We start from the raw sequence: 21,779 nt of genomic DNA on the forward strand, positions 1-21,779 counted from the left end.
CGCCGCTTAATGGATTTTTTTGTAAAATAAAAGAAAGTTTGAGGAGGTTTGTAATGTTAAAAGAATTACGCCAAAAACGCCCTTTAGTGCATAATATCACCAATTATGTGGTGGCGCAATTTGTGGCTAATGGTTTATTAGCTTTAGGGGCATCGCCTTTAATGAGTGATGCGATTGCTGAAATGCAAGATTTGGCAAAAATTTCTGACGCGCTCGCTATCAATATCGGCACTCTCAATGAACGCACCATTTTATGCGCTAAAGAGGCTATCAAACATTATAAGGCTTTGAATAAACCCATTGTGTTAGATCCTGTGGGGTGCTGTGCGAGTGCTTTACGCCATGACACAAGTTTAGAGCTTTTGAAAAGTGGTGGGATTAGCGTTCTTAGGGGTAATGCTACAGAATTAGGCTCTTTAGTGGGTATTTCGTGCGAAAGTAAGGGGCTAGATTCTCATTGTGCCACCACACCTATAGAAATAGTCAAACTAGCGGCTCAAAAATATTCTGTGATAGCGGTAATGACGGGTAAAACAGATTATGTGAGCGATGGGAAAAAAGTTTTTAGCATTACTGGGGGGAGCGAGTATTTAGCGCTCATTACTGGGGCTGGGTGTTTGCACACAGCAGCGTGCGCGAGCTTTTTAAGTTTGAAAAAAGACCCCTTAGATTCTATGGCGCAATTTTGCACGCTCTATAAACAAGCCGCTTTTAACGCGCAAAAAAAGGTGTTAGAAAATAACGGCTCTAATGGTTCGTTTTTGTTTTATTTTTTAGACGCTCTAAGTTTGCCCATAAAGTTAGAAAATAGCCTTATTAAGGAGGAGTTGTGAAAATTTATCCGCAAGTTCTAAGCATTGCTGGCAGCGATAGCGGTGGGGGCGCTGGGATACAAGCCGATTTGAAAGCATTCCAAACTTTGGGCGTGTTTGGGACAAGCGTGATCACTTGCATCACCGCGCAAAACACACAGGGCGTGCATGGGGTTTATCCGTTGAGCGTTGAGAGCGTGGAAGCACAAATTTTAGCCATTAGAGATGATTTTTCTATCAAAGCGTTCAAAATGGGAGCGTTATGCAATAATCAAATCATTGAATGCGTAGCGGACACTTTAGAAACTTGCGGTTTTGGGTGGTGCGTTTTAGATCCGGTGATGGTGGCAAAGAATGGGGCTTTGCTTTTAGAAGAAGAGGCGATTTTAAGCTTAAAAAAACGCCTTTTACCTAAAACCCATTTACTAACCCCTAACCTCCCTGAAGTTTATGCGCTCACAGGCGTTCAAGTGCGAGATGATAAAAGCGCTTCAAAAGCGATGGGCGTTTTAAGGGATTTAGGCGTTAAAAACGCTGTGATTAAAGGGGGGCATACAGAGCGTTTTCAAGGGGAATTTAGCAACGATTGGGTGTTTTTAGAAGACGCTGAATTTATCCTAAACGCCAAGCGCTTTAACACGAAAAACACGCATGGCACGGGCTGTGTTCTGTCTAGCTTGATTGTGGGCTTACTCGCTCAAGGGCTGGATTTAAAAAACGCTATCACAAAGGCTAAAGAGCTTTTAACCATCATCATTCAAAACCCTTTAAACATTGGGCATGGGCATGGGCCTTTGAATTTATGGAGCGTTAAAAATCTTGTTTGATGCGAATTGTTTGAAACTCATGTTTGTGGCTGGTTCGCAAGACTTCTACCACATAAAGGGCGGCAAAAACGATAGGATAAACGCGCTTTTAGAGACTTTAGAATTAGCTTTACAATCTAAAATCACAGCGTTTCAATTCCGCCAAAAAGGCGATTTAGCATTACAAGATCCTGTTGAAATCAAACGATTAGCCCTAGAGTGTCAAAAATTATGCCAAAAATACGGCGCGCCTTTTATTGTCAATGATGAAGTGCAACTCGCGCTAGAATTAAAGGCTGATGGCGTGCATGTGGGGCAAGAAGACATGGCTATAGAAGAGGTAGTAACTTTATGCAAAAAGCACCAATTTATAGGTTTGAGCGTCAATACTTTAGAGCAAGCCCTAAAAGCGCGCCATTTAGATGGCGTAGCCTATTTAGGGGTAGGCCCTATTTTCCCCACACCATCTAAAAAAGACGCTAAAGAAGTTGTAGGCGTAGAGCTTTTAAAAAAAATACACGATAGCGGGGTAAAAAAACCCCTTGTAGCGATTGGGGGCATCACGACAGATAACGCTTCAAAATTGCAAAAATTCAGCGGTATCGCCGTCATTAGTGCGATCACGCAAGCCAAAGATAAAGCCTTAGCGGTTGGAAAACTTTTAAACAATGCGTGAGGGATTTTAAAATTTTGCAATGAAAATTTTTCTACCCTATCGTGTCTAATAAGCGCTCTTCAAAAGCAAAAAGCATGGGGGTTTTTTCGCACACGATTTCCACAAAAGAAAAGCCTAAAAGGGTGTTTTGAGCCTCTTTTAAAACCTCTTTAGTCCTTTGGAGGGTGGTTTTTAAAAAAAGCTGTTTCTCTTTTTCCTTCAAATAAATGACGCCGCCAATTTCGCCCAAGTTAGGATACAGAGCGTAAAAATCAACGCTTTGTTTTTTGGCTTTCGTCTGTAAAAAGGCTTTTTTGCGTTCGTTTTCAATTACAAAGCTTAAAACCTGCGATTGCAAGCTTAAAAGCATGTTGGCCGTATTCAAAAACTCTTGAGAGCTTTTAGCATGGACTAATTTTTCGCTCAAAAGTTCTTTGTATTCTTTTAAGGGGGTATTGTCTTTAGCACTCAATATTTCTTTTAATTTATGCATTTCAATAGTGGGCAAATCGTCTAATGCGTCTAAGATTTTTGGGGCAGGCACTAAATTTTTAAGCACAATATCGCCCAGCTGATTTCTTTGCATAGTCGCAAAATAAGGCTGATTGATTTTCAATTCCTGTTCGCTTTTGGTGGGGATAATCCTATTACCCACTTGCAAAAGGAAAAGATCTTTATCTTGTTTTTCTAAAACCTTTAAAAGAATGGGTAAAGTGGCGTTAAAATGGTGCGAGGCGTTTTTGGAATGAAGGGCGTTAAGCTGGTTTAGGGCGTTTAGGGCTTCTAGCATTAAAGGGCGTTGTCTTTGATAAAATCAAGGATTTTAAAGCTCGCTTCTAATTTGTTCATAGAAGGGATTTTTTGGGTTTTTTGATGGCTAAAAAGCCACAATTCATTCTCTAATGAGCCAAAAGGGCGTGAATCTTTAATGAGATTCAAAGCGGCCATGGAGCAATCCTTGCCGTTATCTTGAGAAAGTTTTAAAAGATTTTGAGCGTTTTTGATGGCGTTTTGTTGATCGTCTTCAGCTTTAAAACCGATTTTAACGAATTGATTAGGATTGACAGAAGCCAGTAAATCCTTATTTTGAACGCATTCAATGTTTAAGGTTTCGCCCAGTTCGCTTTTTTTAAGCTTATAATTAAAAGAAGTTTTAGGCACATAATCGCTAATGGCAGCTAAATTGAAGAACAGGGGTTTTAAGGCATGTTTTTGCAGGTTGTTAGCGGCGCTATTCAGGGCGTTTTCATAAGAAGCGGTGTCGCTGACTAAAACGCTTTTGATTTCTTTAGGCAAGGGGGTAGGGAAGTTTGATGCAATCAAGGTTACTTTGGCTCCCTTAAAATACAACGCCAAAGCTAAAGCGCTCGCTTGAATCCCGCTAGAAAGATTACTGATCGTTCGAACGCTGTCAATCTTTTCCACGCTCGCCCCGCCCATGACTATGACTTCTCTGTTTTCAAAATAAGCGTCTTTTAGGAGCGTTTGAGCGGCTTTAAAAAGGATTTCTAAAGGCTCAGCCATCGCTCCATCGCCTTTAGTGTCGCATGCTAAAAGGCCGTTTTGCGTGTCTAAAATAATGTGGTTGGAATCTTTCAAGCGTTTTAAATTACTTTGAGTGATAGGGGAATTGAGCATGTTGGTGTTCATGCTGGGGGCTAGGATTTTAGGGGAAGTGCAAGCTAAAAAAGTCGCGCTGATGGTATTATCCGCTAAAGCGTGAGCGATTTTAGACAAGCTGTTAGCGCTTAAAGGGGCAAAGATGAGTAAATCAGCGCTAGCAGCGCATGCGATGTGGTTATGGTGCAAGGCGTTTTGGTGGTTGTAATACCATTTTTCATTACGATCATGCAAGACTTTATGGTGGCTCAAAGCTTCAAAACTTAAGGGTTTGATGAATTTTTTTGCGCCCTTACTCATCACCACTTGGATACTAGCCCCGCTTTTAAACAACAAACGCGTTAATTCTAGGGATTTATACGCTGCAATAGAGCCGCTCACGAGCAATAAAACGCGCTTGTTTTCTAACAATCTTAAGGGGTAAAACAAATCTTCTAAAAAATTCATAATAATTTCAATAAATCATCAGGCTCTAGCCATTTGCTGTTAGTATGGCTGCTGTATTCAAAATCGGGGGCGACTTTTTGGCCTTTTTCGTGGAGTTTGGTGAGCGTGTAATCTTTAGGCGTTTGGAAGCTTATAGTGGGCTGAATGATGAAAAAATCTTCAAATTCTAGGGCTAAATGGCTTTCATCTTTAGGGATCATCACTTCATGGAGTTTTTCGCCCGGGCGAATGCCGATGATTTTAGTAGGGGTATTGGGGGCTAGGGCTTTAGCGAGATCAGTCATTTTCATGCTAGGGATTTTAGGCACAAAAATTTCACCCCCATGCATTCTTTTCAAGCTTTTAAGCACAAAAGAAACCCCCTCATCTAAGGTGATCCAAAATCGTGTCATGCGGATATCGGTAATGGGGATTTCACCCGCTTTGTTTTGGACTAATTTTTTAAAAAACGGCACCACGCTCCCACGACTCCCCACCACATTACCATAACGCACCACGCCAAATTGCGTTTGAGAAGAGCCTTTAAAGTTATTCGCGCTCACAAAGAGCTTATCGCTGCACAATTTCGTCGCGCCGTAGAGGTTAATGGGGTTAGCGGCTTTATCGGTACTTAGGGCGATGACCTGGCTCACTTCATTTTTTAAGCATGCGTTAATCACATTGCTCGCGCCCATGATATTGGTTTTAATGCATTCTAGGGGGTTGTATTCAGCGATAGGCACATGCTTGAGTGCGGCCGCATGGATACAAATATCCACGCCCTCTAAAGCGTAATTCAAGCGTTCTAAATCCCTGACATCGCCGATAAAAAAACGCATCCTAGGATCGTTAAATTCCATGGCCATTTCGCTTTGTTTCAATTCATCTCGGCTATAAACGATGATTTTTTTAGCGTTGGTGGTGTCTAAAACTTTACGAATAAAGCATTTGCCAAAACTCCCAGTGCCTCCGGTGATTAAAATCGTTTGGTTATCCAACATGTTTTGATGGTTTGGCATGTTTTACCAGCGATAGCCTAAGGAAGCGCTAAAGATTCTCAATTGCCCAATGGTTGGGGATTGATACAAACTGGAGCGGTTGCTTTTAAAAGTGAAACTCCCCGCCACGCCCAAATCAAATCCCCTAAAATTGTATTTCGTCCCAAAAGCCACGGTATAGCCATTAGAGTCCGGAATGCCTATCGCATCTTGGGGGCTTGGGGCTTGATCATAATCAATAGCGCCCATCAAACGCAAGCTTTTACCCATGTAAGTTACCCCTAATCTAAAGGTGTTGGTGTCCCTCCAGCCAGCCCCCATGTTCATCACGCTTTTAAAATTCGCTAAGCCTACCATTTTTTTAAGCGTCTCAGAGTCTAGTGAAGCCACTGTTCCGCTTAAGCCCTTGTAAGTGGCGTTCGCAAAATCAGGGGTTACTAAAAATTTATTCCCTTGACTCCAAAAGGTGCGCTCAAACACCCCCTCTATTCTTAAATGGTCTTTAAAAAATTGGTGGGCGTAGGCTAGGCTTAGGGTTTGGGGGAGTGAAACATTGATATTCAAGCTGCCTTTAGTCAAAACGCTCCCTAAAGAAGGGCCAAGCTCTGTGATAGCTACTAGACCGCCTTTCATATTGAATGTAACTGAGGAATTATACACCACAGAAAACATGCCATGATCAAAGATACGCAAACTCGAACCCACTCTATAGCCCCCCGATACGCCTTGCCCGTTAGATTTTTGCACGACTTGAGTCGTGCCATAAAGATTCGCGCTCGCTTTCACCAAGCCGCTATAGCCCATGATTTTTTTCAAGCCGTTATAAAACTCTTGACAGCTTTGATCGCTCATATCCCCACCGGCTTTTTGGCAATTAAGCGCCGGTTGGTAGCCAATATTGCCTAATAAAGTCATCATGTTGCTTGGCACTTGATCGGCAAAAACATTGTTGGGTAAATTTAAAATCTGTTCCACGCTCAAAACCGAAGCACCCTCTAAAGGCACATAAACGGTGTTATTAAAGCTCCCGGTCGCATAAAGCCCTCTTAAGCCCACGCCCACAGAAAAGCGCTTATTGATAGTATAGCTCATGCTAGGGGCAAGCTCTACCATCATGATAAACACATCATGCAAAAATTCCCCCCCTTTACCATTCCATTTCATGCCTAGTCCGCTAGGAGCGGTAAAACTCCCCCCAAAAGTGAAGCCGTTATGCGTGCGCGTTTTATAAAAGAATTTGGGTAAAACAAAATTAGTCGTTCCCGTCCAGCCATTCACGATTTGAGTGTCAGGCGATGAAGCGAGGGTTACGACTTTTTGATTGGTTAGATTCATAAGCCCTTGAACCCGATTGATTGCTTGTGATAAGCCATTGGTAGCGGCCGTATTGCCAAGCGCTTTAAGGATATTGCCAAGCCCTATAGTGTTGATGATGCCTAAAATATTTTGTTGGCTTTTATCAATTTCTAAGCTCGTAACCGAATACAAGCCTTGATTAGTCGTAGGGACTCTAAAGCTAAAGGCCGGGATATTAATCACGGTGGTGGTCATTTCAAATTCGCTTCTGTTTTCACCCCAATCGTTAGTAAAGCCCATATTCGCCGGGTTATAAAAGGAAGCGTCAGCCCCCCTAGCCCCAGCGACATACGCCGAGCCTAAAGCCGTGCCATTCAGGCTTTGCTCTTGGATTTTAAAACCATTGGCATAAGAAAGCAAGGGCAGGCTCAAAGCGATTAAATGGCGTTTTTTGAGCTTTTTAAAACAACAAAGTGGGGAAAAGTTTTTCATTGGAGCTCGCTGTCAGCGTTTTCATTATCTTCTAAATCTTGCAAAGAAGGCTCATAGGGTTCAATCCTAATAGCAATTTTTTGCGTCAAATTCTGGAAAGAAATCAGGCCATTTTTCCTTTCATAAAGGATAATTTCCCCGCTTTTTTGAAACCTTTGGATCACGTATTCAGGGGTTAAATGGCGCTTGCCTAAACCTTTAAAAATATCTCTCCCTAAAACAATATCATCAAACAAATCCCCATAGCTCACCTTACCAAACAAATCCCTTGCGGCAATCCATTTAGCCGAACATTTTTGGCTAAAACAAATGCTTCGTTTAGTCATATAAATATCGCCCACTCTTTGGCTGAGCTTATAGAGGGTTATTTCAATATTATGGTCTTTATCGGTTTTAATCGTGCCGTAATCATAAAAGCGAAAAACCGGCGTGTTAATATAAATGAGTCTGAATTGGCGCAAGGCATTCAAAGTCTCTTCTCTTTTTTTACGGGCTTCTTCTTGTCTGATCTGCTCCCTAGTTTTGGGGGTTTGCTTAGAAAAAGGGTGCTTGGAGCAAGAGGTAAAAAAAAGCGTCATGAAAAATAATAAAAAAGCGCTTCTAAAATACCGCATGATTGAGAGTAGGAGAGTCTATCCTCTCGCTCCGCTCAAAATACGATACCAAATCCTGCCGTCTAATTTAAGCTCCATGCTGACTTGACACAAGCCGTCTTTATAGATGGTTTCAGTGATTTCAGCATTACGAATGAGGGCATTGACTCTGGTTTTAATCACGGAATTTTGTAAAACCATGTCTTTGACGGTGTCTTGAGCGTTCACCCTAATACCATACATTTTTTCACCCAATTGGCGGTAGCCATCAACAATAGCCGCTCGCTTGGCCAAAGCTAGGGCTTGAGAGGGCGAAATGGTGGATTCTGGGGCCACACCCATGCCCACTGCGTTCAATTCAATGACATTATTAGGCGTGAGAATGGGGGTGTTAGGGATAGCGTTAGTGGGATTAGAGCTAATGATGGGCTGATCGTTATTCTCAAGGCGAGGGCTTGGGAGAGGCTGAATGCTCTTTCTTGGGGTGAAATTGGTTGGGGGATAAATGGGGGCTTGCAAGCCGTTAGCCGAAGGGGGGATTAGCTGAGCGTTAGTGTTACGCTTTTTAAAAAGACTGCAACCACTTATCAAAAGAGCGGCAACAAGCAATGAATTAATACCAAAAAAGGCAGTGTGCAAACGCATGGGCATTTTCCTTAAAATGAGTTTATCAAGTCTATTATATCATTTTTGAAGGGATTTGTCATGCGGATATTCTCACTAATCTTATAAGGCTAGTGGGTTTTAAAGTCTAGGGGATTATGATCTGTTTTTGGCTTTCTTAAATTTTTAATAGGGATCACTCAATTTTTTAAAAAAGGGATTTTAATGGCTTATCGTTTTAAGATTTTATTTGATGATAAAACTCATTTTTTAAGTTTGATTTTTAAATTCATTTTCTTAAGGGGGTAGGAGGCATTTTGAAAATTCCCCCCTACAACCCTTAAAACCCCCTAAAGAGCGCTTTTTTAAGAGGTTGTGGCTTGATTTTTGCAAGATCTTTTCAATTGTAAAAAATGCTTTGAATATTTTTTAAATAAGATAAGAAATAAAATAAAATTTTTTTAAATTCCTATGAGAGTAAAAATAATGCGAGTGGTGTCCTTGGCGGGATTCGAACCCACGACCTTACGATTAGGAATCATACGCTCTATCCAGCTGAGCTACAAGGACATAAAAAAGCAAGAAACTCACAATCTGTTGGTAAGCCCCTTGCTGAGTGGATCAGATTTATTGGCCTTCTTCAACTTTTTGTTTAAGGATTTTGCCGGGTTTGAATTTAGGCACCCGTTTGTCTTCAGTTTTATAAGTTTTATCGCTTCCTGGCACTTTACCTTCTTTGCCTTTTTGCTCTGCGGTTTCAAATTTGCCAAAACCAACCAACTCCACGCTTTCACCCTTGCTTAAAGCTGTCTCTACCGCTAGAGTAAAGGCACTGATCGCTTCTTCGGCTTCTCTTTTGCTGTTGTATTTACCTGCTTCTTTAACCAAATCAATAAATTCTGCTTTGTTCATGTGGATAACCCCTTTTCTAATAGATGCCAAAACCAAGCGATTTAATCGTTTAGCTTGACTGATTGAGCGATAATTATAATCAAATCCTAAAGATAAATCAAGCAAGAACGCTTTTTTAAGGGGGTTTAACGCATAAAAAATTTAATTTTGTTGGGTGCTTTTTTTATCTTTAGCGTTAAGGATTAAAGGCGTGCCTAAAAAATTAAATTCTTTCCTTAAGGTGTTAATCAAATAGCGTTTGTAACTGAAATGCAAGGCTTTAGGGCGATTCATTATAAGAGAGATTTGAGGGGGTTTGGTGGCAAATTGCGTGGCGTAATACACTTTCACTAATTTCCCTCCATCGCTTGGCAAGGGGTGTTTTTGGGTGGCTTGAAAAATCACGCTATTGAGCAAGCTTGTGGGAATGCGTTTTGAAAAACACTCATAGACTTCTATGATTTTATGCTTGATCTCATCTATATGGTGCGTTTTTAAGCAGCTGGTTGTGATCACGGGGGCGTATTCTAAAAAGCGGAATTTCCTTTTTAAAGCCGCCATGATTTCTTCATAAGGGGCGTAGCGGATGTCCCATTTGTTTAAAATAAGAATGATGCCTAAAGAGTGTTTATCCGCTAAAGAGCTGATCTTTTCGTCCAATTCCACAAAAGGTGCACTCACGTCTAAAACTAAAAGCGCGATGTGGGATTTTTCTAATGCTTTTTGCGTGCGTTCTAGCGCGTATTTTTCAATGCCTAAAATTTTACCCCTATGCCTGATGCCAGCGGTATCCACAAAGCAAATTTTTTGATCGCCTATTAGAATGGTTTCATCTATGGGGTCAATGGTAGTGCCAGCCACGCTAGAAACAAGACTCCTTTCTTTTTTTGTGAGCGCGTTTAAGAGCGAGCTTTTGCCCACATTCACCCTCCCAATGATGCCTACTTGAATGATCTCTTCTTCTTTAGTTTCTTCTTTTGGTGCGTTATTTTCTAGGCTTTCTAAAATATCCGCATCCAGATCCTGCTCTATGATTTGATTCAAATCCAGCGCGCTCAATATCGCATCAATTAAGGCGCTAATGCCTCTATTGTGCGAAACGGAAATGTTAAAACTCTTTGGCATGCCAAAAGAAAAAAACGCATAAGCTCGCTCTTTTTCTTTGTCGTTATCAATTTTATTGATCACTAAAAAGCAGTTAGGGTTGGTTTTAAAAATCTCTCTAAAAAGTTTAAGATCTTCATCGCTAGGGATAGACTTGCCATCCACAACATATAAAATCAAATCGCTCATTTGAGCGGCTTTTAAATTAAGGGCTTTGATTTCTTTAGACAAAAGAGCGTCTTTAGCCATGCCCCCTGTATCTAGCAATTCCACTTCATGGCCATTCAATGCGATTTTTCGTTTGTTAATGTCTCGTGTAGTGCCTGCAAAATCTGAAGTGATAGCGATCCTTTCTCTAGCCAGGCGGTTAAATAACGAGCTTTTCCCCACATTAGGCTGGCCTAAAATCGCAATGGTTTTTAAAGTTTTATGGCTTGTATTCATTTTACTTGTAGTTTCACTTTAATCAAAATTAGATTACAATATTATAGTTATTTAAAGCTTAAATAAGGGTCTAGCGTTGTTTTTAGTCAAAAAAATAGGCGTGGTAGTAGTGGTTTTAATAGGCTTTTTAGCTTGCTCGCAAGAGAGGTTTATCCAGTTGCAAAAAAAAGCCCAAGAGCAAGAAAATGACGGCTCTAAACGCCCTAGCTATGTGGATTCGGATTATGAAGTCTTTAGCGAAACGATTTTTTTACAAAACATGGTGCATCAGCCTATAAAAGAAAGAGATGCGTTCGCTCAACTGACTAAAAATGAAGACGATTCTTTTAACCCCTTTTTTAACCCCGAAACTTCTGTGATTTTATTGAATGAGCCAAGCGATAACGATACAAAAAACCCGCCCTTATACCAAAATGAGTCTAATACTAACACTGCCAATAACGATACAAAAAACCCATTCCTTTACAAACCGAAAAGAAAAACAAAAGATCCAAAACTCATTGAATATTCCCAACAAAATTTCTACCCCCTAAAGGATGGGGATATTATGATGAGTAAAGAAGGGGATCAATGGCTGATAGAAATCAAATCCAAAGCCTTGAAGCGTTTTTTAAAAGATCAAAACGATAAAGATCGCCAGATCCAAACTTTCACTTTTAATGACACTAAAACGCAAATCGCGCAATTTAAGGGCAAAATTTCTTCGTATGTTTATACCACCAATAACAGCGATTTGAGTTTAAGGCCTTTTTATGAATCCTTTCTCTTAGAAAAAAAGAGCGATGATCTTTATACGATAGGGGCGATAGGGGATAAGGCTTTAGATGCCATTGAGATTTCAAAGTGTCAAATGGTGTTAAAAAAGCATTCAACCGATAAATTAGACAGCCAGCATAAAGCCATCAGTATTGATTTGGATTTCAAAAAAGAGCGCTTTAAGAGCGATACGGAACTTTTTTTAGAATGCCTTAAGGAAAGTTAGGGCGTTTATTACGACAATTTAGATTTTTTTGGGTAGCATGTTAGCGTTTCAAAGGCATGGATATTGTTAAAAAGTAAGGAATGTTTATGTGGATCACCCAAGAAATCACGCCGTATTTGCGTAAAGAATACACCATAGAAGCGAAATTATTAGATGTTAGAAGCGAGCATAATATCTTAGAGATTTTTAAATCTAAGGATTTTGGTGAAATTGCGATGCTCAACCGCCAATTATTGTTCAAGAATTTTTTGCACATTGAAAGCGAGTTGCTCGCTCATATGGGGGGTTGCACTAAAAAAGAGCTTAAAGAAGTTTTGATTGTGGATGGGTTTGATTTGGAATTAGCCCACCAGCTTTTTAAATACGACACGCGTATAGATTTTGTGCAAGCGGATGAAAAGATTTTAGACAGCTTCATTAGTTTTTTCCCCCATTTCCATGAAGTGAAAAACAACAAGAATTTCGCGCACGCTAAACAACTCTTAGATTTAGACATTAAAAAATACGATTTGATTCTTTGCTTGCAAGAGCCAGATATTCATAAAATGGATGGTTTAAAAAGAATGCTTAAAGAAGATGGGGTGTTTATTTCTGTAGCCAAACACCCATTATTAGAGCATGTGAGCATGCAAAACGCCCTTAAAAACATGGGCGGAGTTTTTTCTGTTGCTATGCCTTTTGTAGCGCCTTTAAGGATTTTGAGCAACAAGGGTTATATTTACGCTTCTTTTAAAACCCACCCCTTAAAAGATTTAATGACGCCAAAAATAGAAGCGCTAACAAGCGTGAGATACTATAACGAAGACATTCATAGGGCTGCATTCGCTTTGCCTAAAAATTTACAAGAAGTCTTTAAAGACAATATCAAATCTTAAAATGGTTTTAAAAAACGCTATCGCTCTGACAGGGGGGATAGGCACCGGTAAAAGCACCACCATTAAAATATTAGAATCGCAAGGTTATCCAATCTTAGATGCGGATAAGATCGCTCATCAATTATTGCAAGAGCACCGGTTTAAAATCGCCCAACATTTTGGATCAGATATTTTAGAAAAGGATATTTTGAATCGCAAAAAACTTGGCGCGATCGTGTTTCAAAACGCTAATGAGTTAAAATGGCTAGAGGATTTTTTACACCCCTTAATCCGTGAGTGCATGCTTAAAAAAGCCTATGAATTAGAAAAGAATCATCAAGCGTATTTTTTAGACATCCCTTTGTTTTTTGAAGTGGGGGGTAAAAAACGCTATCCTGTGAGTAAAGTGGTTTTAATCTATGCACCAAGAGCTTTACAGATTGAGCGTCTTTTAGAGCGAGACAAACTCAAAGAAGCTGAAATCTTGCAGCGCTTAGCTTGTCAAATGGATATAGAGCAAAAACGCGCCATGAGCGATTATGTTATAGACAACAGCTCCAGTTTAAAAGATTTGAATAAGCAAGTTGAACGCTTTTTAAAAACGCTCTTATAAGCTCGTTTTGTCTCTAAGCATGTTAAACTACCATTAAATTTTTTAATAAGGCTAAAAACATGATCACTTTAAAACAAGCCCTTTCTTTATCCCAAGATGAATTAGAAACCCTTAAAAACGAAATTGACGCTAAGGTTAGAGCTTCAGATTTGAACGCTTATATTAAAGCCCCTAGTCTTAATGGCGCTAGCGCTAAGGGTGTGCCAATCCTTATTAAAGACAATATCAGCGTTAAGGGGTGGGAAATCACTTGCTCCAGTAAGATTTTAAAAGGCTATATCGCTCCTTATCATGCGAGCGTGATGGAAAACTTGCACCAAAACAGCATGGCAGGGTTTGGGCTTTCTAACATGGACGAGTTTGCGATGGGAAGCACCACAGAGTCTAGTTGCTATGGGATCACTAAAAACCCACGAGACAAAAACAGAGTGCCTGGAGGGAGTAGCGGAGGGAGTGCAGCAGCCGTGGCGGGTGGCTTAGCGGTGGCGGCTTTAGGGAGCGATACGGGCGGGTCTATCAGGCAGCCGGCGAGCTATTGCGGGTGCGTGGGGTTAAAGCCCACTTATGGGAGAGTGAGCCGTTATGGTTTGATTGCGTATTGTTCTAGTTTTGATCAAATCGGGCCTATCACGCAAAATGTGGAAGACGCTTCTATTTTATTTGACGCCATTAGCGGGCATGATAGCAAGGACTCCACGAGCGCGAATCTCAAACCCACGCAAACCTTTAAAAACCTTAACAGAGAAAAACGCTTTAAAATCGCTATCTTAAGAGATCACATTAAAGATGCGAGCCATGAAGTGCAACTCGCTTATGAAAACACCCTTAAAGCCTTGAAAGAAATGGGGCATGAGATTGTGGAAAAAAAGATGCTGGATTCGCATTATCAAATCTCTATCTATTACATTATCAGCATGGCTGAAGCGAGTTCGAATCTGGCCAGATTTGATGGGGTTCGTTATGGGAGGAGAGCTCAAAATGTTAAAGATTTGAAAGAATTGTATCTCAAAAGCCGTAGTGAAGGTTTTGGCGATGAGGTGAAACGGCGCATCATGTTAGGGAATTTTGTCTTAAGCAGCGGGTATTATGACGCTTATTATTTGAAAGCCCAGCAAATGCGTTTGATGATTAAAGAGCAATACAACAAGATTTTTGAAGAAGTGGATTTGATTTTCACCCCTGTAGCTCCCACGAGCGCTCATTTATTCAATTACCATGCAAGCCCTTTAGAAATGTATTTGAGCGATATTTACACGATTGGGGCGAATTTGAGCGGTTTGCCGGCCCTTTCTTTACCGGTCGCTAAAGATCCTTTAGGCTTGCCCATAGGGATGCAATTCATTGCTAAGGCTTTTGATGAGCAAAGCCTTTTAGATGTTTCTTACGCTTTAGAGCAAGAATTAGATTTAAAATTAGATTAAGGATAGAAAATGAGAATTTTACAAAGGGCTTTGACTTTTGAAGATGTGTTGATGGTGCCTAGAAAATCTAGCGTTTTACCTAAAGATGTGAGCTTAAAGTCTCGCCTAACCAAAAACATTAGTTTGAATATCCCCTTTATCAGTGCGGCTATGGATACGGTTACAGAGCATAAAACCGCTATCGCTATGGCGCGCCTTGGGGGTATTGGCATCGTGCATAAAAACATGGATATTCAAACGCAAGTTAAAGAAATCACTAAAGTTAAAAAAAGCGAGAGCGGGGTGATTAATGATCCTATTTTTATCCATGCACACAGGACGCTAGCGGACGCTAAAGTCATAACGGATAATTACAAGATCTCAGGCGTGCCTGTGGTAGATGATAAGGGGTTGTTGATTGGGATTTTAACCAACAGAGATGTGCGCTTTGAAACCGATTTGAGTAAAAAAGTGGGCGATGTGATGACTAAAATGCCTTTAGTTACCGCTCATGTGGGCATCAGTTTGGAAGAGGCTAGGGACTTGATGCACAAGCATAAGATTGAAAAATTGCCCATTGTGGATAAGGATAATGTTTTAAAAGGCTTGATTACGATTAAGGACATTCAAAAACGCATTGAATACCCTGAAGCCAATAAAGATGATTTTGGGAGGTTGAGAGTGGGGGCGGCTATTGGAGTGGGGCAGTTGGATAGGGCTGAAATGCTGGTTAAAGCCGGAGTGGATGCGTTGGTGTTAGACAGCGCGCATGGGCATTCAGCTAATATTTTACACACTTTAGAAGAGATTAAAAAAAGCTTGGTAGTGGATGTGATTGTGGGGAATGTGGTGACTAAAGAAGCCACAAGCGATTTGATTAACGCGGGAGCGGACGCTGTTAAAGTGGGTATTGGGCCAGGAAGCATTTGCACCACTAGGATTGTGGCTGGGGTAGGAATGCCTCAAGTGAGCGCAATTGATAATTGCGTAGGAGTGGCGTCTAAATTTGATATTCCTGTGATTGCAGATGGAGGGATCCGCTATTCAGGCGATGTGGCTAAGGCTTTAGCTTTGGGGGCATCAAGCGTGATGATAGGCTCTTTACTCGCTGGCACAGAAGAATCTCCAGGGGATTTTATGATTTACCAAGGGAGGCAATATAAAAGCTATAGGGGCATGGGTAGCATTGGGGCTATGACAAAAGGGAGCTCTGATAGGTATTTTCAAGAGGGCGTGGCGAGTGAAAAGTTAGTCCCAGAAGGCATTGAAGGGCGTGTGCCTTATCGTGGTAAGGTTTCGGATATGATTTTCCAATTAGTAGGGGGCGTGCGTTCTTCTATGGGGTATCAGGGGGCGAAAAATATTTTGGAATTGTATCAAAACGCTGAATTTGTAGAAATCACTAGCGCAGGATTAAAAGAAAGCCATGTGCATGGCGTGGATATTACTAAAGAAGCCCCTAATTATTATGGGTGAATTGTAAAAGAAAACAAGACAAATCGTTAAAAAACTCGTTAAAAAGCTTGATTTAATGAGTTTTTAAAACTTAATTGCTACAATTAAGGAAATTTTCAATAAGGCTTAGAGAAACTTTTTCATGGAACACAGAGTATTTACTATTGCTAATTTTTTTAGCTCCAATCATGATTTTATCACCGGGTTTTTTGTCGTTTTGACAGCGGTTTTGATGTTTTTCATTTCGCTTGGCGCGTCGCACAAAATGCAAATGGTGCCTATGGGTTTGCAGAATGTGTATGAGAGCATCATTAGCGCGATTTTGAGCGTGGCTAAGGATATTATAGGCGAAGAATTAGCCCGCAAATACTTCCCCCTAGCAGGCACGATCGCTTTGTATGTCTTTTTTTCTAACATGATAGGCATCATTCCTGGTTTTGAATCCCCTACGGCTAGCTGGAGCTTTACGCTGGTTTTAGCGCTGATTGTGTTTTTTTATTACCATTTTGAAGGCATTAGAGTGCAGGGTTTTTTTAAGTATTTCGCTCATTTTGCAGGCCCTGTGAAATGGCTCGCTCCTTTCATGTTCCCTATTGAGATCATCTCGCATTTTTCTAGGATCGTGTCTTTATCGTTTCGTTTGTTTGGGAATATCAAGGGCGATGACATGTTCTTGCTCATCATGCTTTTATTAGTGCCTTGGGCGGTTCCTGTAGCGCCCTTTATGGTCTTGTTTTTTATGGGGATTTTACAAGCTTTTGTTTTCATGATCCTCACTTATGTGTATTTGGCGGGGGCTGTTTTAACCGATGAAGGGCATTAAGCGAAACATTCTTGTTTGGCTTTAATATTGTTTTTTAAAACTTTGTTTTATGGTAAAGCTTAAAAGGATAGGGGGGTGGTTTTGAAACCATGCTCCCCTTATCCCTTAATAACGCTTTTTAAAATTACCGCTTGCTTGTGTAAGTTCTATTTTATTATCAATACCCAATTTTAATAGCTTTTATAATTTTTTAAGCAATCATTAGATAAAATCCACCATACTTCTGTTTTGGATGTGTTTAGGTTTTAGAAGTGTTACTTTTTTATAACTTTTTCATATTCTTATGGGTATGTTGTCATTTTTTTACCGGAGAATTTTATCTTGAAAAACATTTATGTAGGGAATTTGGTTTATAGTGCTACCAGCGAGCAAGTCAAGGAGCTTTTCAGTCAATTTGGCAAAGTTTTTAATGTCAAGCTGATTTATGACAGAGAAACGAAGAAACCTAAAGGTTTTGGCTTTGTGGAAATGCAAGAAGAGGGCGTTAGTGAAGCGATTGCTAAATTAGACAATACGGATTTTATGGGCAGAACGATTAGGGTAACCGAAGCTAATCCTAAAAAGTCTTAGTAGCATTAGAAAATAATTTTCTAATGCGCTTCATTCTCTTAATGCGTCTTAATTGTGCATAGAATCTAAAAGGGGTTAAACCCTTTTAAAATCCATTTAAAATTTTAATCTATTTTTAAAAAGGCGATTAAGTTTTGTTCTAATCAAATAGGGACAATTAACGCTTTAAAACGCTCTTTAGTGTTTTTACTATTGGCTATACAAACTGCCAATATTTCAAATATTTAAAATGGAGTTTTCTCATTAAGGCGATTTTAGGGCTATAGGGTTCTTCTTTTCGCGCTATCGTAGAGATTTGCTCATCATCAGCGATCACAAAAGGTTGTAACACCAAATTTTTCACGCCATGGATAAAAGTAGCGTCCATTATCGTATCCACGGGAACAACCCATTTTCGGCTGCATTTTTTAAAAACTTTGGCAATCTTTGGCGTGATCACATAGCCTTGCGTCCCCACCCCATGACTATAGGCTTTAATGATACCCACACGCTCTTGTATTTCGTGGTTTTTGTGGCTCAATGGCCCACTTTTAACATTGGGGTCATATAATAAATGCATCAAGCGAACATAGCCTAACTCTTGGATGTGTTTTTCTAAAAAATCCAAGCCCTCTTTAAAATCCTCTTTCAAGGTTATATCGTCTTCTAAAATACAGATCGCTTCATTGAGTTCTATGCATTTTTCCCACAAGGAATAATGGCTCGCATAGCACCCAAGCTCCCCCAAGCTCATAAACTTCGCATGGTATTTTAAAGCGTAATAAAACTTAGAAACCTCACTGATGAGATTGGTTGTAATCCCCATGTCTTTGATGTTTTGCGTGATGAAATAAGGGTATAAATGCTTTTTCACTAAGGGGTGCAACCCGCCTTCAAAAGTTTTAGAATAAATCGCATCAAAAATTTGCGCTTGGTGGTGGGTGGCATTAATATTATTGAGTAAAGTCGTGGTGTCTCTAAAAACCAAACCAAATGTATCGCACACTTTTTGATTTAAAGAAATGATAAAAACACGCAAAGCTTAAACTCCCATAATTTTTAATATAGTATATCGTTCTAGGCCTTGTTTTACAATAAAACTCTTAAGAGAATAGGGGGTATTAAAATAGTTCTCCCCCCTACAACCCCCAACTAAATCCCCACAACCCCCTAAGGAGCGCTTTTTTGATCAAACAAGTTCTTTTATTATATTGATTGTAAAAAATGTTTTGAGCGTTTTTAAATTTTGTGATCAATATTTAATTAAAACAAAGCAAGAGAACGAAATCGCATTGCAACTAAACAAAAAACTAAAATACCTTACAAGCTTTGAAAATCCAATGAATGTTTGAAGCGAGAACTCATAACCCTAAAATCTAGGGCTATAAGCTTGATTTAATGGTGTTCTAAATAAGAAATCACACTTAAGGCTGCCGTAGCACCATCGCTTGCAGCACAAACCACTTGTTTAGGGGCAAAAATGCGAATATCTCCTGCCGCAAACAAGCCCTGAACATCCGTTTTCATGGAAAAATCCACGACTATAGAGCCGTATTCATCGCATTTGCATAGCATGGAGTTATCTTCTTGTTTCAACACAGCGTTATTCACATCATAACCCACAAAAATAAAAAACCCCGGCACGACTAATTCTCTTTTTTCGTTAGTGGCTGTGTTTTTAATGCTTAAAGAAGACACGCCAGAAGCATCGCCCTTGATTTCTTCTACCACATAAGGGGTTAAAAACTCAATCTTATCATTGTTTTTAGCATGCTCTAAAGTGATAGGTGCACACCTAAAACCATCTCTTCTGTGGATGAGATAGACTTTTTTGCAGATATTGGCTAGATAAATCGCCTCTTCTACGGCGGTATCGCCCCCACCAAGCACCGCTACTTCCTTATTTTTGTAAAAGAAGCCATCGCATGTCGCGCAAGTGCTCACGCCTTTACCCCAATATTCTGACTCGCCCTTGATGCCTGTGCGCTTAGGGCTACCACCGGTAGCGATAATCACGCTTTTAGCCTCAAAAGTCTTGCCATCTTCTGCCAAAATAACAAAATGAGAGTCTTTTTTAGAAACCCTTTGAACAGCGGTCATCTCATGCTTTAAGCCAAAGCGGAAACACTGCTCTTGCCATGGCTGCATGAAATCCAACCCGCTCACCACTTCCTTAACGCCCGGATAGTTTTCAATCTCACTACTGCCAGTGATTTGCCCTCCAGGCATTCCTTTTTCAAATAAAACAGCGTTTTTAACACCGCCTCTAGTCGCATAAAGCCCCGCACTCAAACCCGCAGGACCACCTCCAATAATCGCGCAATCTATCATGGCTACTAGCCTAGAAGTTTGTTCAATTGCTCTTTTAAAGCAACTTTAGTTTGCACGCCCACCAACTGATGGACGACTTCGCCATCTTTTGTGAATAAAAGCGTAGGAATGCTTCTAATCCCAAATTTCGTGCTCAATTCTTCTTGCTCATCGGTATTGACTTTACAAATCTTAGCCTTACCTTCATATTCGCTAGCTAATTCATCAATCACAGGGGATAGCATCTTACAAGGACCACACCATGGCGCCCAAAAATCCACTAACGCAACCCCTTTTTTAATGGTGCTTTCAAAATTTTCTTCAGTTAATTCAATATAGTGACTCATTAGTTACTCCTAAATATATGATTTTGATTAACGAGAATTATATTAGCTTAAGAATGTTAATGAAAACGCATGGGTTTTGGATAAAAATCTAAAAAGTGATATTTTCTAAAAGCTCAAATTTACCATTTTTCACAATAAGAGCGTCAATGCAAAAATCGCTATTGGGATCTTTTTGAGACAAATAACAGCGGATCGTTTTAATCATCTTTTTTAATTTACTCGGCGTGATCGCATAAATGGGATCAAAATTTTCCCCGCTTTTGACTTCAATGAAATGCAAAACCCCTTTTTTCAAAGCGATAATATCAATTTCGCCAAATTGTGAAAAAAAGTTTCTCTCCACCATTTCAAAACCCAGTGTTTTTAAAAATCCGCAAGCTTCTTCTTCAGCCTTCAAGCCCTTTTCTCTGTGTTTGTTGTTTAAAAAACGCATTCAATTTTCCAAACGGATCATTTTAGGGGTATCCAACACGCTTTGTAAATTTTCAAGCTCTTTAAGGGCGTTCAGCATAGACTTTTCGTTGGTGGTGTGCGTGGAAAATAAGATTTTAGCCTTATTGGAATGCGGGATTTCTTTTTGCAAAACATTGTTGAGCGAAATATCATTTTGGGCTAAAATCGCGCTGATTTGAGAAAAAACCCCTTTTTCATCACTCACTAACAAGCGCGCATAATAAGCGCATTGGATTTCTTCTTTAGGTTTTAGGGGGAGTTTTTGAGGGGTTTCAAAGCCTAGCATTAGAGAGCTTTTTTTCCTTGCGATTTCTATAATATCGCTAATGACCGCACTTGCGGTAGGCTCTCCCCCAGCCCCAGCCCCATAATACAAAGTTTCGCCCACCTTATCCCCTATGACGCTGATAGCGTTCATCACCCCATCCACTTTAGAAAGCATGCATTCGTTTTTAATCATGCTTGGATGCACCCTTAATTCAATGCAATCTGGGTGTTTTTTAGCGATGCCTAAAAGTTTGATACTATAACCAAATTCTTTAGCAAACTCCATGTCGTCTGGCTCTATTTTTTCAATGCCTTCAATTAAAATTTCTTCTAATTTCGCATCAATGCCATAGGCTAAAGACGCTAAAATCAATAATTTGTGCGCCGCATCAATGCCCTTAATGTCAAATTTAGGGTTCAATTCCGCGTAGCCTAAATGTTGGGCGTCTTTCAAAGCGTCCTTAAAGCTCGCTTGATTTTTAAACATCTGGCTTAAAATGTAATTGCTCGTGCCGTTTAAAATCCCTTTAAAAGAAAGGATGTGATTAGCGCTCAAGCCGTCTTTTAAAGCCTTGATAATAGGGATACCCCCACACACGCTCGCTTCAAAGCCTATGGGGGTGTTTTTAGCGGTTTGTTCTAATTCATAGCGGTGATACGCTAACATGGCTTTATTGGCTGTAACGAAGGCTTTTTGTTTGGCTAAAGTTTTTTTAGCTAAAAGATAAGGCGCTTCCACCCCACCCATAAGCTCCACGACAATATCAATTTCTTCATCTTCTATCAGGCTTTCTAAATCATTACTGATTTCAAAAGGATAGCCTTTGTGCTTTTTCACGTCTCGCACCACCGCTTTTTTAATGCCAATTCCCACACCGGCTCTGTCTTTAATGATTTCTTGATTTTCTTGTAAGATTTTAGCGACCGCGCTCCCCACACACCCTAAACCCACAAGCCCTATATTCAATCTTTTTTTCATGCCTTTT

General features: G+C 40.1%; 23 protein-coding genes and 1 tRNA gene. 10 read left to right on the forward strand and 14 right to left on the reverse strand.

Features of this window, described 5'->3' with window-relative positions; all coding sequences use genetic code 11:
• The first annotated feature begins 53 nt into the window (after nucleotides 1-53).
• The 3 genes from thiM to thiE are packed head-to-tail and all read left to right on the forward strand — an operon-like array spanning nucleotide 54 to nucleotide 2,294.
• Nucleotides 54-833: a hydroxyethylthiazole kinase gene (thiM, locus tag HPOKI112_RS02690; RefSeq protein ID WP_025309717.1), complete on the forward strand. Its 780-nt coding sequence runs from the start codon at nucleotides 54-56 to the stop codon at nucleotides 831-833.
• Nucleotides 830-1,639, forward strand: coding sequence for a bifunctional hydroxymethylpyrimidine kinase/phosphomethylpyrimidine kinase (gene thiD, locus HPOKI112_RS02695; RefSeq protein ID WP_025309718.1), 810 nt, complete (start codon nucleotides 830-832; stop codon nucleotides 1,637-1,639). Before thiM ends, thiD begins: the two co-directional genes overlap by 4 nt.
• Nucleotides 1,632-2,294 carry a thiamine phosphate synthase gene (gene thiE, locus HPOKI112_RS02700; protein ID WP_025275815.1) on the forward strand — a complete coding sequence of 221 codons (663 nt, stop codon included), beginning with the start codon at nucleotides 1,632-1,634 and terminating at the stop codon, nucleotides 2,292-2,294. The genes thiD and thiE overlap by 8 nt, the downstream gene beginning before the upstream one ends.
• Before the next feature lie 31 nt (nucleotides 2,295-2,325).
• Here thiE and HPOKI112_RS02705 read toward each other — a convergent pair whose 3' ends face one another.
• From HPOKI112_RS02705 to der, 9 genes are all read right to left on the reverse strand, one after another.
• On the reverse strand, nucleotides 2,326-3,063 hold the full coding sequence (locus HPOKI112_RS02705) for a hypothetical protein (protein WP_025275816.1): 738 nt from the start codon (nucleotides 3,061-3,063) through the stop codon (nucleotides 2,326-2,328).
• On the reverse strand, nucleotides 3,063-4,340 hold the full coding sequence (coaBC, locus tag HPOKI112_RS02710) for a bifunctional phosphopantothenoylcysteine decarboxylase/phosphopantothenate--cysteine ligase CoaBC (RefSeq protein WP_015427949.1): 1,278 nt from the start codon (nucleotides 4,338-4,340) through the stop codon (nucleotides 3,063-3,065). The genes HPOKI112_RS02705 and coaBC overlap by 1 nt, the downstream gene beginning before the upstream one ends.
• Entirely contained in the window at nucleotides 4,337-5,320 is a 984-nt protein-coding gene (gene pseB / locus HPOKI112_RS02715; RefSeq protein WP_025275817.1) for a UDP-N-acetylglucosamine 4,6-dehydratase (inverting), read from the reverse strand. The genes coaBC and pseB overlap by 4 nt, the downstream gene beginning before the upstream one ends.
• A 21-nt stretch (nucleotides 5,321-5,341) precedes the next feature.
• Nucleotides 5,342-7,105, reverse strand: a complete 1,764-nt coding sequence (locus HPOKI112_RS02720) for an OmpP1/FadL family transporter (protein ID WP_015427947.1) — start codon at nucleotides 7,103-7,105, stop codon at nucleotides 5,342-5,344.
• Entirely contained in the window at nucleotides 7,102-7,719 is a 618-nt protein-coding gene (locus tag HPOKI112_RS02725; RefSeq protein WP_025309719.1) for an HP0838 family lipoprotein, read from the reverse strand. The genes HPOKI112_RS02720 and HPOKI112_RS02725 overlap by 4 nt, the downstream gene beginning before the upstream one ends.
• A gap of 18 nt (nucleotides 7,720-7,737) precedes the next feature.
• Nucleotides 7,738-8,343 carry an LPP20 family lipoprotein gene (locus HPOKI112_RS02730; protein WP_001236594.1) on the reverse strand — a complete coding sequence of 202 codons (606 nt, stop codon included), beginning with the start codon at nucleotides 8,341-8,343 and terminating at the stop codon, nucleotides 7,738-7,740.
• A 451-nt stretch (nucleotides 8,344-8,794) separates the two neighbouring features.
• Nucleotides 8,795-8,871, reverse strand: a tRNA-Arg gene (locus tag HPOKI112_RS02735).
• A 57-nt stretch (nucleotides 8,872-8,928) separates the two neighbouring features.
• The gene (locus HPOKI112_RS02740; protein ID WP_001916395.1) at nucleotides 8,929-9,213 is read right to left on the reverse strand and encodes an HU family DNA-binding protein; all 285 of its coding nucleotides are present in this window, start codon (nucleotides 9,211-9,213) and stop codon (nucleotides 8,929-8,931) included.
• A gap of 141 nt (nucleotides 9,214-9,354) precedes the next feature.
• Nucleotides 9,355-10,740, reverse strand: a complete 1,386-nt coding sequence (der, locus tag HPOKI112_RS02745) for a ribosome biogenesis GTPase Der (protein WP_025276794.1) — start codon at nucleotides 10,738-10,740, stop codon at nucleotides 9,355-9,357.
• 76 nt (nucleotides 10,741-10,816) lie between these two features.
• On the opposite strand from der, the gene HPOKI112_RS02750 reads away from it, so the two are divergent.
• From HPOKI112_RS02750 to HPOKI112_RS02780, 7 genes are all read left to right on the forward strand, one after another.
• A complete protein-coding gene (locus tag HPOKI112_RS02750) occupies nucleotides 10,817-11,722 on the forward strand; it encodes a hypothetical protein (protein ID WP_025276795.1) in 906 nt (301 codons plus the stop codon).
• Between the two features lie 86 nt (nucleotides 11,723-11,808).
• Nucleotides 11,809-12,597, forward strand: a complete 789-nt coding sequence (locus HPOKI112_RS02755; RefSeq protein WP_025276796.1) for a spermidine synthase — start codon at nucleotides 11,809-11,811, stop codon at nucleotides 12,595-12,597.
• A 1-nt stretch (nucleotide 12,598) separates the two neighbouring features.
• Complete coding sequence (coaE, locus tag HPOKI112_RS02760; protein ID WP_025276797.1) at nucleotides 12,599-13,189, forward strand: dephospho-CoA kinase; 591 nt, start codon at nucleotides 12,599-12,601, stop codon at nucleotides 13,187-13,189.
• Nucleotides 13,190-13,248: 59 nt separating this feature from the next.
• A complete protein-coding gene (gene gatA / locus HPOKI112_RS02765; protein WP_025275822.1) occupies nucleotides 13,249-14,610 on the forward strand; it encodes an Asp-tRNA(Asn)/Glu-tRNA(Gln) amidotransferase subunit GatA in 1,362 nt (453 codons plus the stop codon).
• A gap of 9 nt (nucleotides 14,611-14,619) precedes the next feature.
• Nucleotides 14,620-16,065, forward strand: a complete 1,446-nt coding sequence (guaB, locus tag HPOKI112_RS02770) for an IMP dehydrogenase (protein WP_025275823.1) — start codon at nucleotides 14,620-14,622, stop codon at nucleotides 16,063-16,065.
• Nucleotides 16,066-16,186: 121 nt separating this feature from the next.
• Nucleotides 16,187-16,867, forward strand: coding sequence for a F0F1 ATP synthase subunit A (locus tag HPOKI112_RS02775; RefSeq protein ID WP_000401204.1), 681 nt, complete (start codon nucleotides 16,187-16,189; stop codon nucleotides 16,865-16,867).
• A gap of 321 nt (nucleotides 16,868-17,188) precedes the next feature.
• On the forward strand, nucleotides 17,189-17,437 hold the full coding sequence (locus HPOKI112_RS02780) for an RNA-binding protein (RefSeq protein WP_000790557.1): 249 nt from the start codon (nucleotides 17,189-17,191) through the stop codon (nucleotides 17,435-17,437).
• Between the two features lie 196 nt (nucleotides 17,438-17,633).
• Here HPOKI112_RS02780 and HPOKI112_RS02785 read toward each other — a convergent pair whose 3' ends face one another.
• The 5 genes from HPOKI112_RS02785 to HPOKI112_RS02805 all read right to left on the reverse strand — a co-directional run bounded on the left by HPOKI112_RS02785 (nucleotide 17,634) and on the right by HPOKI112_RS02805 (nucleotide 21,772).
• Nucleotides 17,634-18,455 carry a glycosyltransferase family 25 protein gene (locus HPOKI112_RS02785; RefSeq protein ID WP_025275825.1) on the reverse strand — a complete coding sequence of 274 codons (822 nt, stop codon included), beginning with the start codon at nucleotides 18,453-18,455 and terminating at the stop codon, nucleotides 17,634-17,636.
• Nucleotides 18,456-18,811: 356 nt separating this feature from the next.
• Entirely contained in the window at nucleotides 18,812-19,747 is a 936-nt protein-coding gene (gene trxB, locus HPOKI112_RS02790) for a thioredoxin-disulfide reductase (protein WP_000564419.1), read from the reverse strand.
• Nucleotides 19,748-19,752: 5 nt separating this feature from the next.
• The gene (trxA, locus tag HPOKI112_RS02795) at nucleotides 19,753-20,073 is read right to left on the reverse strand and encodes a thioredoxin (RefSeq protein WP_000020201.1); all 321 of its coding nucleotides are present in this window, start codon (nucleotides 20,071-20,073) and stop codon (nucleotides 19,753-19,755) included.
• Nucleotides 20,074-20,161: 88 nt separating this feature from the next.
• On the reverse strand, nucleotides 20,162-20,506 hold the full coding sequence (locus HPOKI112_RS02800; RefSeq protein WP_001211718.1) for a YraN family protein: 345 nt from the start codon (nucleotides 20,504-20,506) through the stop codon (nucleotides 20,162-20,164).
• Nucleotides 20,507-21,772 carry a homoserine dehydrogenase gene (locus HPOKI112_RS02805; protein ID WP_025275826.1) on the reverse strand — a complete coding sequence of 422 codons (1,266 nt, stop codon included), beginning with the start codon at nucleotides 21,770-21,772 and terminating at the stop codon, nucleotides 20,507-20,509. It abuts the gene before it with no gap.
• Nucleotides 21,773-21,779 lie beyond the last annotated feature (7 nt).

Origin of the sequence: Helicobacter pylori oki112 (assembly GCF_000600085.1) — a bacterium.
Classification (GTDB): domain Bacteria; phylum Campylobacterota; class Campylobacteria; order Campylobacterales; family Helicobacteraceae; genus Helicobacter; species Helicobacter pylori_CY.

What these genes read in the sequence shown, in the direction of transcription:
- coaE (WP_025276797.1), top strand. Translation starts at nt 12,599, where the DNA reads ATGGTTTTAAAAAACGCTATCGCTCTGACAGGGGGGATAGGCACCGGT.
- HPOKI112_RS02740 (WP_001916395.1), bottom strand. Translation starts at nt 9,213, where the DNA reads ATGAACAAAGCAGAATTTATTGATTTGGTTAAAGAAGCAGGTAAATAC.
- HPOKI112_RS02730 (WP_001236594.1), bottom strand. Translation starts at nt 8,343, where the DNA reads ATGCGTTTGCACACTGCCTTTTTTGGTATTAATTCATTGCTTGTTGCC.
- HPOKI112_RS02720 (WP_015427947.1), bottom strand. Translation starts at nt 7,105, where the DNA reads ATGAAAAACTTTTCCCCACTTTGTTGTTTTAAAAAGCTCAAAAAACGC.
- trxB (WP_000564419.1), bottom strand. Translation starts at nt 19,747, where the DNA reads ATGATAGATTGCGCGATTATTGGAGGTGGTCCTGCGGGTTTGAGTGCG.
- coaBC (WP_015427949.1), bottom strand. Translation starts at nt 4,340, where the DNA reads ATGAATTTTTTAGAAGATTTGTTTTACCCCTTAAGATTGTTAGAAAAC.
- HPOKI112_RS02775 (WP_000401204.1), top strand. Translation starts at nt 16,187, where the DNA reads ATGGAACACAGAGTATTTACTATTGCTAATTTTTTTAGCTCCAATCAT.
- der (WP_025276794.1), bottom strand. Translation starts at nt 10,740, where the DNA reads ATGAATACAAGCCATAAAACTTTAAAAACCATTGCGATTTTAGGCCAG.
- HPOKI112_RS02805 (WP_025275826.1), bottom strand. Translation starts at nt 21,772, where the DNA reads ATGAAAAAAAGATTGAATATAGGGCTTGTGGGTTTAGGGTGTGTGGGG.
- pseB (WP_025275817.1), bottom strand. Translation starts at nt 5,320, where the DNA reads ATGTTGGATAACCAAACGATTTTAATCACCGGAGGCACTGGGAGTTTT.
- HPOKI112_RS02725 (WP_025309719.1), bottom strand. Translation starts at nt 7,719, where the DNA reads ATGCGGTATTTTAGAAGCGCTTTTTTATTATTTTTCATGACGCTTTTT.
- trxA (WP_000020201.1), bottom strand. Translation starts at nt 20,073, where the DNA reads ATGAGTCACTATATTGAATTAACTGAAGAAAATTTTGAAAGCACCATT.
- thiM (WP_025309717.1), top strand. Translation starts at nt 54, where the DNA reads ATGTTAAAAGAATTACGCCAAAAACGCCCTTTAGTGCATAATATCACC.
- HPOKI112_RS02755 (WP_025276796.1), top strand. Translation starts at nt 11,809, where the DNA reads ATGTGGATCACCCAAGAAATCACGCCGTATTTGCGTAAAGAATACACC.
- HPOKI112_RS02800 (WP_001211718.1), bottom strand. Translation starts at nt 20,506, where the DNA reads ATGCGTTTTTTAAACAACAAACACAGAGAAAAGGGCTTGAAGGCTGAA.
- guaB (WP_025275823.1), top strand. Translation starts at nt 14,620, where the DNA reads ATGAGAATTTTACAAAGGGCTTTGACTTTTGAAGATGTGTTGATGGTG.
- HPOKI112_RS02705 (WP_025275816.1), bottom strand. Translation starts at nt 3,063, where the DNA reads ATGCTAGAAGCCCTAAACGCCCTAAACCAGCTTAACGCCCTTCATTCC.
- gatA (WP_025275822.1), top strand. Translation starts at nt 13,249, where the DNA reads ATGATCACTTTAAAACAAGCCCTTTCTTTATCCCAAGATGAATTAGAA.